Origin of the sequence: Vibrio ziniensis (assembly GCF_011064285.1) — a bacterium.
Lineage (GTDB): Bacteria > Pseudomonadota > Gammaproteobacteria > Enterobacterales > Vibrionaceae > Vibrio > Vibrio ziniensis.
Genome location: NZ_CP049331.1, coordinates 738,539 through 749,964 on the forward strand (window position 1 = coordinate 738,539; position 11,426 = coordinate 749,964).

The following is an 11,426-nucleotide window of genomic DNA, read 5'->3' on the forward strand; positions in this document are numbered from 1 at the left end:
GAGCGACAAAATATGAGATAGACATCGCGGATGAATACTGAACACACAGAACAAGAAAACCTTATCGTTGAAGAAACACAAACTTTTGTAGAACCAGGAACCCTTTTAAAAGAAAAACGCGAAGCTTTAGGTTTAACACAGCAACAAGTAGCAGACCGTCTAAGGTTACGTGTATCTATTGTTCAAAATTTGGAAGATAACAACTTTGATTCTGATTTAGTCGCTACTTTTATTCGCGGCTATTTGCGTTCTTACGCTAAAGCGGTGGGGATCAAAGAGTCTGAAATATTAGAAGCTTATGAAAAAAGTACTGTCACTAATGTTGCTCCACAAGAGCAGACCATGCAGAGCTTTTCCAAGAAGACCAAACGAGCGAAGCATGATAGCCATATAATGACTATTACTTGGGTTATTCTGATTATCCTAATTGGTATGTCGTCACTTTGGTGGTGGCAGAATCATAAAGATAATGGATTTGAAGTGGGTAAAGATGCTGAAGTATCAGCAGTGTTGAGTAATGACTCTTCACTTCAAAATTCTCGTAACGATCAAGAGTTTGCTACTGTAAGTGAATTAACGGAAGAATCAGGTGAAGAACCTGTTGAACCATTTTCTCCTGCTAATGAAGGTGAAAATATTGAACTAGTTGAACAACCCTTAGTTGAAAATACTGATTCCTCATCCACACCAAATGTTCAAGTAGTAGAAGAGTCAGTAGTAGACCCAGTAGTAGACCCAGTAGTCGAAGAGTCAGCAGTATTAGAAAACTTGACTCTTTCTTTCTCTGCTGACTGCTGGATCCAAGTTAAAGATGCAACAGGTAAAACTTTGTCTACAGGCATCAAACAAGCTGGTCAGACACTGAGTTTACGTGGGCAAAAACCTCTACAAGTGATTCTTGGCGCTCCAGAGAGTGTATCAATGACATTTGCGAGTGAACCTGTAGACCTTTCTGGGTATACTTCAGGCAAAGTAGCAAGATTCACCTTACCTTAGACATTACTATGCAACACGAATCTCCGATCAAACGTCGTCCTTCTACACGTATTTATGTAGGGGATGTGCCAATTGGCGATGGTGCGCCAATTGCTGTGCAATCAATGACCAACACAAGAACGACTGACGTTGAAGCGACAGTCGCTCAGATTAAAGCTTTGGAAAAAGTTGGTGCAGATATCGTTCGCGTGTCTGTTCCGACGATGGATGCAGCCGAAGCATTCAAACTTATCAAACAGCAAGTGTCAGTTCCACTCGTCGCTGATATTCACTTTGACTATCGTATTGCATTGCAAGTGGCTGAATACGGTGTTGATTGTTTGCGCATTAACCCAGGTAACATTGGTAATGAAGCACGCATTCGCTCTGTGGTGGACTGTGCGCGTGATAAAAACATTCCGATTCGTATCGGGGTAAACGGTGGCTCATTAGAAAAAGATCTGCAAATGAAATATGGCGAACCGACACCAGAAGCGTTGGTGGAGTCGGCAATGCGTCATGTGGATATTCTTGATCGTCTGAACTTTGATAAGTTTAAAGTCAGCGTGAAAGCATCCGATGTCTTCCTTGCTGTGGATTCGTATCGCTTGTTGGCGAAGAAAATCGATCAGCCACTTCATCTGGGTATTACTGAAGCGGGCGGAGCTCGTGCAGGGTCAGTTAAGTCAGCGGTTGGTTTAGGTATGCTGCTTGCAGAAGGCATTGGCGATACGTTGCGTATCTCTTTAGCTGCTAATCCAGTTGAAGAAATTAAAGTGGGTTTCGATATTCTGAAATCACTGCGCATTCGTTCTCGCGGAATTAACTTTATTGCTTGTCCAAGCTGCTCTCGCCAAGAGTTTGATGTTATTTCAACTGTTAATGAGCTGGAACAACGTTTGGAAGACATTTTAACGCCAATGGATGTCTCCATTATTGGCTGTGTGGTCAATGGTCCTGGTGAAGCGGAAGTTTCTCATTTAGGTCTCGCAGGCAGTAACAAGAAAAGCGCTTTTTATGAAGACGGCGTTCGTCAAAAAGAACGTTTTGACAACGACGACCTAGTTGCTCAGCTTGAAGCGAAAATTCGCGCTAAAGCTTCCATGTTAGATGAGAAAAACCGCATCAACATTCAGCAACTTGAACAAGATTAATCTAAACGATATTACGGTAACTATTTTGGCAAAGACTATTCAAGCAATCCGAGGCATGAACGACTGTCTCCCAACTCAGTCTCCACTTTGGCAAAAAGTGGAAGGCACGGTAAAAAACGTAATTAGTGCTTACGGCTATAACGAAGTTCGTATGCCTATCGTTGAGATGACACATCTATTTAGCCGTGCGATTGGTGAAGTCACTGACGTGGTTGAAAAAGAGATGTACACCTTCGAAGACCGTAATGGTGATAGCTTATCGCTACGCCCTGAAGGTACTGCTGGCTGTGTACGTTCTGGTATCGAAAACGGTCTGCTGTACAACCAGGAACAGCGTCTTTGGTACATCGGTCCAATGTTCCGTCACGAGCGCCCTCAAAAAGGACGCTATCGTCAGTTCCATCAATGTGGTGTGGAAGTCTTTGGTCTAGATGGTCCTGATGTTGATGCTGAACTGATCATGATGACTGCACGTATGTGGCGTGAATTGGGTATTTCTGAGCATGTACGTCTTGAACTGAACTCTATTGGTTCACTGGAAGCTCGTGCTAATTATCGTACTGCGCTAATCGAATACCTAGAACAATATATGGATGTACTGGATGATGATTGTAAGCGTCGTCTATACACCAACCCTCTACGAGTTCTTGATTCCAAAAACCCAGATGTTCAGGCGGTATTAGGTGATGCACCAGAACTGTCTGATTACCTAGATGAAGAATCAAAACAACATTTTGCAGGTTTGTGTGAACTTCTTGATGTTGCAGGTATCGAATATACGGTTAACCAAAGATTGGTTCGAGGTTTGGATTACTACAACCGTACTGTATTTGAGTGGGTCACTGAAAGCTTAGGCTCACAAGGTACTGTATGTGGTGGTGGCCGCTATGATGGTCTTGTAGAACAATTGGGCGGTAAACCTACTCCAGCTGTCGGCTTTGCTATGGGCTTAGAACGCTTAGTATTGATGATGGAAACATTAGGCAATACAGATGTTCGTCGTAGTGTTGATGTCTACATGGTGACCGCTGGTGAAGGCACTCTGTCTGCGGGTATGAAGCTTGCTGAGCAAATTCGTGAACAGGTTCCAGGTCTACGTGTGATGACACACTTTGGTGGCGGAAACTTTAAGAAACAGTTTAAGCGTGCAGACAAAGTGGGTGCTGCGATAGCATTAGTCTTAGGCGAAAATGAAGTTGCTGAAAATACTGTGGTCGTTAAAGACCTGACTGGCGGCGACCAAGAAACAATTTCTCAAGCTGAGATCGCGAGCAAACTGGCTCATTTGATCTAATAGCGCATTTTTAGAGATACATTATGTCAATGCTCGTCATTGGCATTAATTAAGAGGATAGCAAGTGGAACTCTACGATACTGAAGAACAACAAGTAGAAGCGATCAAAGATTGGTGGAAGGAAAATGGCAAAGCCGTAATGCTAGGTGCTGTTATTGGCTTAGGTGGTCTGTTTGGTTGGCGTTATTACCAAGATAGCGTAACCGAAGCAAAAGAGGCTGCTTCAGAAGCATATTCTCAAGCAATCTTGTCTCTATCCTCTAAAGGTATTGATGCTAGCGGTGATGTGCAAAGCTTTATTGATGGTAATAAAGATACTGAATACTCAGTACTTGCTGCAATGCAACTGGCTAAAGCGCAAATTGAAGCGGGTCATTTAGATGAGGCATTAGCTCAACTTGAGTGGGCGAAAGGTACAACCAAAGACGCTGCTTTAAAACCTATCATTACCTTCCGTGTTGCCCGCCTTCAGGCTGAGCAAGGCGACTTTGATGCAGCATTAACTGAATTAAGCAACATTAAAGAAGAGAGTTGGGCTGGCCGAGTTGCTGAGTTACGTGGTGATATTTCACTACGCAAAGGTGATAGCGCAGCCGCTTATGCTGCTTACACTGAAGCGCAGCAAGCGAGTGATGCTAGCCAGACACTGCAAATTAAATTGGATGATCTTGCCAAGTAAGGGCACAAGTTGATGAAAAAGATGCTCAACAGAGTGCTCCTATCTTCAGCTGTATTAGCGTTGCTAGCGGGTTGTGCGGGAGAAGAAGAAAACGTTGTCATGGCTCCCGTGCCTGTGGTGAAAAGCGAATTTACGCCAAAAACATTGTGGAAAGCTTCTATTGATAAAGGTGTTGGGCACTATTTCTCAAAACTATCTCCGGATTACGCTTATGGCAAAGTTTTTGTTGCAAGCCGAGATGGTATTGTAAAAGCGCTTGATCCTGAAAACGGCAAAGAGATCTGGAAAGTTAATCTGAAAGAAGATGTTTCTGCTCGTCTTTCTGGTGGTATCGTTGCTGCTTACGGGCAAATTTACATCGGTAGTGAAAACGGTGTTGTTATTGCTTTAGATGCCGAGACTGGTACCGAGTCTTGGAAAGTGAAAGTTGAAGGTGAAGTATTAGCATCACCTGTAGCTGATAGCAACCTTGTCATCGTGAATACTAGCCGTGGTGCGTTAGTTGCACTAGATCAAGCGACTGGTAGCCAAAAATGGACAATTAGTACTGAAGTTCCAAACTTGACACTACGTGGTGATAGCCAGCCTTCTGCTGTTTCTGGCGGTGTGTTCTGGGGTACACCAAGTGGTAGATTGGCAGCTGCAATTTCAGCTCGCGGTCAGCTTATTTGGCAACAACCAGTAGGGCAGCCTAAAGGCGCGACAGAAATAGATCGTTTGGTTGATGTTGATGCTTCTCCAGTGATCATAGGTGGGACACTTTACACTATTGGTTTCAACGGACAGTTAATTGCAATTGATCTACGTTCAGGAAACCCAATCTGGAAACGTAACTACTCTTCATCAACGGATATGGTGACAGATGGTGGTCGTTTATTCCTGGTAACGGATAAAGATCACTTAGTTGCTGTTGATTCACGTAGTGGGACTGAACTTTGGAGTAACAAGCGACTTGAACACCGTTTACTGACTGCGCCAAAAATCATTGAAGGTTATGTGGTTGTGGGTGACAGTGAAGGTTATCTACACTGGGTAGATCGTAGTTCAGGTGATTTTGTTGCTCAACAAATGGTTGATGATAGCGGTTTCGCTGTAGGACCAGTTGCTATTGATGGCGGTTATGTTCTCGTTACTCGCGATGGCGATGTAAAGAAACTGACGATCAAAAAGTAATTTGTGATATAATTCACATACGGCTCCTAGCTGGAAACAGTTAGGAGCCGTTTTATTGAAATAAATAATGTGGTTATAGGTAATACTTATATGGTCGTGACAGCGACAATATTGGTATAAAGCTGATTGGTTGTTTTCTCAGTCATTACCTATAACTACATATGATTAATAATTGTAGAGGTTGTTATGATACCTGTTGTTGCTCTTGTAGGGCGTCCTAACGTAGGTAAATCGACACTGTTTAACCGCTTAACGCGTACTCGCGATGCGTTGGTTGCAGACTTTCCTGGTTTAACCCGTGACCGTAAATATGGTCAAGCAAAGCTAGGTGAACACGAATTCATCGTTATTGATACCGGTGGTATTGATGGTAGTGAAGAAGGTGTTGAAACAAAAATGGCTGAACAATCGCTAGCTGCGATTGAAGAGGCAGATGTTGTTCTGTTTATGGTAGATGGCCGTGCGGGCTTAACTGTAGCAGATGAAGCTATTGCTCAACATCTTCGCCGTATTGAGAAAAACAGCATTTTGGTTGTCAACAAAGTTGATGGTATTGATGCTGATGCAGCGAGTGCTGAGTTCTGGCAACTTGGTATGGAAAATATGTACCAAATCGCCGCAGCTCACGGTCGTGGTGTTGGTGCTCTGATTGATCGTGCGTTAAGCCCGATTGCCGAAGAGATGCAAGCTCAAGATGCACTTCTAGAAGATCTGACTGAATTTGAAGATTCAGAAGAAGAGCAACTCGAGTACACAGAAGAAGAAGCGGAAGAAGCGTATAAGCGTCTGCAAGATCAGCCGATCAAACTGGCAATTATCGGTCGTCCAAACGTTGGTAAGTCTACTCTGACTAACCGCATTTTGGGTGAAGAACGTGTAGTTGTTTACGATATGCCGGGAACAACACGCGATTCTATCTACATTCCTATGACGCGTGATGAGCGTGAATATGTGCTTATCGATACAGCGGGTGTACGTCGCCGTAAACGTGTAAATGAGACAGTAGAGAAGTTCTCTGTTGTTAAAACCCTGAAAGCTATCGAAGATGCGAACGTGGTTCTGCTTGTTGTAGACGCACGTGAGAACATCTCAGATCAAGATTTAAGCTTACTAGGCTTTGCTCTTAATGCTGGTCGTTCACTTGTTATCGCAGTTAATAAGTGGGATGGCTTGGACACTGATGTTAAAGACCGTGTGAAGAAAGAGCTAGACCGTCGTCTAGGCTTTGTTGATTTCGCTCGTATTCACTTTATATCTGCACTTCACGGTACTGGTGTTGGTCATTTGTTTGAATCTGTACAAGAAGCTTATAAGTCGGCGACAACTCGTGTTGGTACTTCCGTACTGACTCGTATCATGAAGATGGCGACGGAAGATCACCAGCCTCCTATGGTTCGTAGCCGTCGTGTGAAACTGAAATACGCGCACGCTGGTGGCTATAATCCACCAATCATTGTGATCCACGGTAACCTAGTTAATGAACTACCTGATTCATACAAACGTTATCTGATGAACTATTTCCGTAAATCATTGGATATCATGGGTACCCCGATTCGTATTCAGTTCCAAAATAGCGAAAACCCATTTGAAGGTAAAACTAACAAAATGACGTTATCTCAAGAGCGCAAACGCAAGCGCTTGATGACCATGATGAAAGGTCGCAGAAAATAATGTATGAACAGAGCCCAAGCTATGCTTGGGCTTTTTACTATCTGTTGCTTTATTTTATTATCTTCCACTTTGTTTTTAATGTGCCAATAGACCCGATATGTCCTATACACCTACACAAGTCACCTTTACTCAATCAATCTATCAATTAGCAAGTGAGGTACAGTTTGTCAGACCTCATGACGAGTATCTTTATGTTGTTAGCACTCAAACGCCGTTTCATCCTGTGAGCCATATTTGGCCTGATCATCCAGCAGACAGAGGGACGCTTGCAGTCGATGGCTGCGTATATGTTGTTGAAGATTGCTTAGTTGGAGCTATCAATCAGGATGAGCATCAACTGTTAGTCGGCAAAGAGATCCTTGTTAAGCGAGATGAGCCAGGATGGGTATTCGTTGTCGTTCATCAAATTAAGACAGAAGAAAATGCTGTAAAAGTTGGTGATGTAGTGACTTTAACTGTTGATGAAGAATACCAAAATCAGCTGAGTCGTGCTCACAGCGCGGGGCATTTAGCGTATCTCGCATTAAACAAAGTGTTGGCGTCTGCATATTGGCGTAAAGATGCTGATAGAAAAGACCCACACGGCCACAATGACTTTAATAGCTATGCTCAAGTTACAAGCTTTGTAACCGAAGACCGTTGTTTAGATACGTACCGTTTAGGTAAAACTTTGCGTAAACGTGGCCTGAATAGCGCAGATATGCTAGAAAACTTAGCTAAGATTGAAGAGCAGGTAAACTCACAACTCTCTGATTGGTTAAAGCTTGGATCTAAAATTGAGATAATCAGACAAGGTGATAATTTAACAGATTCCCGCTATTGGCAGTGTGATTTAGGTGAAGGTGAAGTGGCTATCATCCCTTGTGGCGGCACGCATTGTGACTCATTAACATCATTTGGAACTATGCAGGTGAAACTTGTGCAACGCGATGGTGAACATATCGAAATGCACACCCATGTAACTCAATCCTAGTTAAATGATCTTTTTGTTAAATTCTAATAATTTGGTTTTAAGTTGATGTATTTAGTTTTTTATTCTTTTTAAAATCCAAATGCAGAATATGTAACTTATGCTTTCGGTGTGTGGTTATATAAATGTTCTTTTAAGGGTAGATCGCTGATCAAAATAGATAAAGCAGAAGATCGGATTGAGATCTCTATAACGATCTTTATTATGTCATAAGTCGATCTAGCCAGTTCTACAGTATTAATAATGTGGTTTTAGAAGTTGGAGCTTTGTCATGGAAAACTTATGCCCTCAATGTGAGAAAGAGCTTGAATGGGATGGACAGTATCATTGTTCTTCTTGTGATGAGCATTTTAAGAAAGTTGGGTTTTGTCCAGAATGCGATACTGAATTAGAGAAATTGCAGGCTTGCGGTGCAGCTAACTACTTTTGCAATACCTGCAATGAATTAAAGTCTAAATCACGTATCCGTTTTGAATTTCAGAAAACAGCATAACTATCTGAATTTAAATAATTTATTATCATAGAATCTCATTCAAATATTGAGTGAGATTTTCCCTACGTTGAGATCAGTTTTCGATATCTATTCTATTCGCTTTTCATCTGTATCATTTGCCAGCTGAAGATCCATACACAAAGTTGGATTAACGCTGAAATGAAACGAAAAGAACTTGCGAACATGACCGACAAAGTGTTGAAAAGATATTTGCTCTGGCTGCCAAGTGTACTTATGGTATGTGCCATTGGTACGTCTTTTATAAATCAACATTTATTCTCAAAAAGCTTAATCGCTTCTGTTATCACCAGTATTGAAGATCAATACATTGCGATAAGAAAAACTGAAGTTGAAGAGCGGGTTGATACAACGCTAAAAATGTTGGATGTTATTCGTCAAAGTAATGATCTCGCTGACGGTGATGTGATCCCGAAGGCTCTTTTCGATAAAACAATGACTTCATTCCAGCTGCTGAATGAAGGCTATGATGACTATATATTTGTTATCGATAGTAACAAGAGGTTCGTTGTTCATAGAAACTCAGATAACTTATTTAAAAACGATATTGATGATGAGTTAGTCCATTATATTTATCAAAGCGCAATCAATGGAGTGTCTTGGGTTGAATATAGTGACAAAGCATTTAACAACCGTAAGTCTGATGCCGCTGCACAAAAGATCACGCATATTCGCTACGTCGAAGATTGGGATGTTGTCTTAGGTAGTGGTGAGCTACTAAATGACATCAAAAAATACTCTGAATCAGAAGCTAAAATAGTCACGAATCTAGTCCTCGAACAAAAGTCCAATCAGAACCTGTTCCATATTTTTGTCTTCATCATTTTTGCTGGGATCATTTATTACTTACGTACCATCACGGCAAAAAAACTATATCAGTACAAATCAGCAATTGAAGAAAAGCTGATTCAAATAGAAGAGAAAGATAAAGAAATTGCTTTTCGATCTCTTTATAACGATGTGACAGGTTTACCAAATAGAAAAGCAACGTCAGATTACATCGATAACCTTTGTTTGCAGGAAAAAGGCGAAGAGTATCAACTACAGCTGATTGACATTGTGGACTTCCAGAAGGTTAATAACCAATATGGTTTTGCCGTTGGTGACCGCGTGCTACGACAAGTGAGTAGCGCACTGGAAGATCTTAAAGATGAAATGATGTTCATTGGGCATGTATCAGCAGACCAATTTGTAGTGATTTGTCAGAAATCAACGGGTTCATGTATCGATTTCGAAAAGCAAACTGAAACGTTTGAAAAATTTGATGTGTGTGGTGAGATGATTTCACTTCATGTTCGCAACGCAGTAGTGAGTTTCAAGAATCGCAACATTTTAGGCTCGATCATCGTGCGTAACGGTGAGCTAGCGATGAAGTATGCGAAAGCAAATAACTTATTCAATGTTAGCTATTCGCCATTTATGTCTAAGAGTTCAGAACGTCACTTCAAGATCTCTAACCTGCTAGATTTTGCAATCGACAATAAAGAGTTTTATGTTCACTACCAACCGCAAGTCAGTACGTTAAACGGTAAGATCATTGGTGTTGAAGCGCTAGTGCGCTGGGATAACGTAGAGCTAGGACGAGTTGCGCCACTCGATTTTATTCCGATCGCTGAGAAAAAAGGTGTGATTGGTAAGATCAGTGATTTAGTACTTGCTCAAGCTTGTAAAGATATTCAGTCAATTAGCCCAAATGGCGAAGATGCTTTGACGTTATCTGTAAACATCTCACCAAACCAACTGATGAGCAAAGGCTTTGTCGATAGTACGATAGAGATTATCCAATCAACGGGGATTGATTCAAAGCGCATTGTTTTCGAAATCACGGAAGGTACATTCCTAAACGATATTCCTGGAACCATTGCTGTTATTGAGCAGCTTAAAGCGATTGGCATTAAGTTTTCGATTGATGATTTTGGTACAGGTTATTCGTCGCTCAGCTATTTATCTAAGTTACCGGTCGATGAAGTGAAAATTGATAAGAGCTTTATCAATGATTTAGTTGAAGATAAAGATGCGTATAACTTAGTAAAAAGCATCTTGGCTGTAGCGAGTATTAAGCAACTGACAATTGTTGCAGAAGGTGTAGAAACTAAGGAGCAATCACAGATTCTCGCTGATCTTGCTTGTCATCTATTGCAAGGTTACTACTTCTCACGACCTGTCGATGTTGAGAACCTAACAAAAAAGATTAGAGACAACTTAAGAGCAAAGTAAAAGTTTCCCCTAGGTTTCACTGTGAGATTTGCCACTGATGACCTCAGTGGCCTTTTTGTATAGAGAAAACCCCCAGCTAGGCTGGGGGTTCCGTAAAGCTTACAGCTATAAATCAGTTATATAACCCCTTTCAATTTGATAAAAACGTCTTGTGGTCTGGCAACTACAAGAGTTAATTAAGAATTGAAAGGGGGTCCCAATGGGGGACGAAAAGAGCTTAGCGCACACGCGCTGGAACTGTAAATACCACATAGTCTTTGCACCGAAATATAGAAGACAAGTGTTCTACGGAGAAAAACGTAGAGCAATAGGTGAAATATTGAGGAAACTATGTGAATGGAAAAATGTGAACATTCTTGAAGCGGAATGTTGCTCGGATCATATCCACATGCTTTTAGAAATACCGCCCAAAATGAGTGTTTCAGCGTTTATGGGGTATTTGAAAGGTAAAAGTAGCCTAATGCTTTATGAACGATTCGGGGATTTGAAGTTTAAATATCGGAATCGTGAGTTTTGGTGCCGAGGTTATTATGTAGATACGGTAGGTAAGAATACGAGCAAGATACAGAATTACATAAAGCACCAACTAGAGCAGGATAAAATGGGAGAGCAATTGTCGCTCCCGTATTCAGGTAGCCCGTTTGCGGGCCGCAGGAAATAGTCATATGCAAATGTCAGATCACTACGCGCCTGCTAGGGCGCTGCCAGTAGGAGAGCCTTATAGGCGCATATGAAAAACCACCGGCTATGCCGGTGGATACTTTTTTTCATTGACAGGAGAA

At 41.7% G+C, this 11,426-nt stretch carries 10 protein-coding genes; all 10 read left to right on the forward strand.

The genetic code is table 11. The features are described from left to right. The first annotated feature begins 30 nt into the window (after positions 1–30). The 10 genes from rodZ (at position 31) to tnpA (ending at position 11,305) form a co-directional block, all read left to right on the forward strand. A complete protein-coding gene (rodZ, locus tag G5S32_RS03340) occupies positions 31–996 on the forward strand; it encodes a cytoskeleton protein RodZ (protein WP_165310482.1) in 966 nt (321 codons plus the stop codon). Positions 997–1,004: 8 nt separating this feature from the next. Continuing rightward, complete coding sequence (gene ispG / locus G5S32_RS03345) at positions 1,005–2,129, forward strand: flavodoxin-dependent (E)-4-hydroxy-3-methylbut-2-enyl-diphosphate synthase (protein WP_165310483.1); 1,125 nt, start codon at positions 1,005–1,007, stop codon at positions 2,127–2,129. A gap of 25 nt (positions 2,130–2,154) precedes the next feature. After that, complete coding sequence (hisS, locus tag G5S32_RS03350) at positions 2,155–3,423, forward strand: histidine--tRNA ligase (RefSeq protein WP_165310484.1); 1,269 nt, start codon at positions 2,155–2,157, stop codon at positions 3,421–3,423. Between the two features lie 64 nt (positions 3,424–3,487). Beyond that, positions 3,488–4,102: a YfgM family protein gene (locus G5S32_RS03355; RefSeq protein ID WP_165310485.1), complete on the forward strand. Its 615-nt coding sequence runs from the start codon at positions 3,488–3,490 to the stop codon at positions 4,100–4,102. A 12-nt stretch (positions 4,103–4,114) separates the two neighbouring features. Continuing rightward, complete coding sequence (gene bamB / locus G5S32_RS03360) at positions 4,115–5,275, forward strand: outer membrane protein assembly factor BamB (RefSeq protein WP_165310486.1); 1,161 nt, start codon at positions 4,115–4,117, stop codon at positions 5,273–5,275. A 186-nt stretch (positions 5,276–5,461) separates the two neighbouring features. Further along, positions 5,462–6,946, forward strand: coding sequence for a ribosome biogenesis GTPase Der (gene der / locus G5S32_RS03365; RefSeq protein WP_165310487.1), 1,485 nt, complete (start codon positions 5,462–5,464; stop codon positions 6,944–6,946). 97 nt (positions 6,947–7,043) lie between these two features. Next, complete coding sequence (locus G5S32_RS03370) at positions 7,044–7,919, forward strand: alanine--tRNA ligase (RefSeq protein ID WP_165310488.1); 876 nt, start codon at positions 7,044–7,046, stop codon at positions 7,917–7,919. A 268-nt stretch (positions 7,920–8,187) separates the two neighbouring features. Then, the gene (locus G5S32_RS03375; RefSeq protein WP_165310489.1) at positions 8,188–8,409 is read left to right on the forward strand and encodes a zinc ribbon domain-containing protein; all 222 of its coding nucleotides are present in this window, start codon (positions 8,188–8,190) and stop codon (positions 8,407–8,409) included. A 159-nt stretch (positions 8,410–8,568) separates the two neighbouring features. Further along, entirely contained in the window at positions 8,569–10,644 is a 2,076-nt protein-coding gene (locus tag G5S32_RS03380) for an EAL domain-containing protein (RefSeq protein WP_165310490.1), read from the forward strand. A 199-nt stretch (positions 10,645–10,843) separates the two neighbouring features. Beyond that, positions 10,844–11,305 carry an IS200/IS605 family transposase gene (gene tnpA / locus G5S32_RS03385; protein WP_165310119.1) on the forward strand — a complete coding sequence of 154 codons (462 nt, stop codon included), beginning with the start codon at positions 10,844–10,846 and terminating at the stop codon, positions 11,303–11,305. The last annotated feature ends 121 nt before the right edge of the window (positions 11,306–11,426 follow it).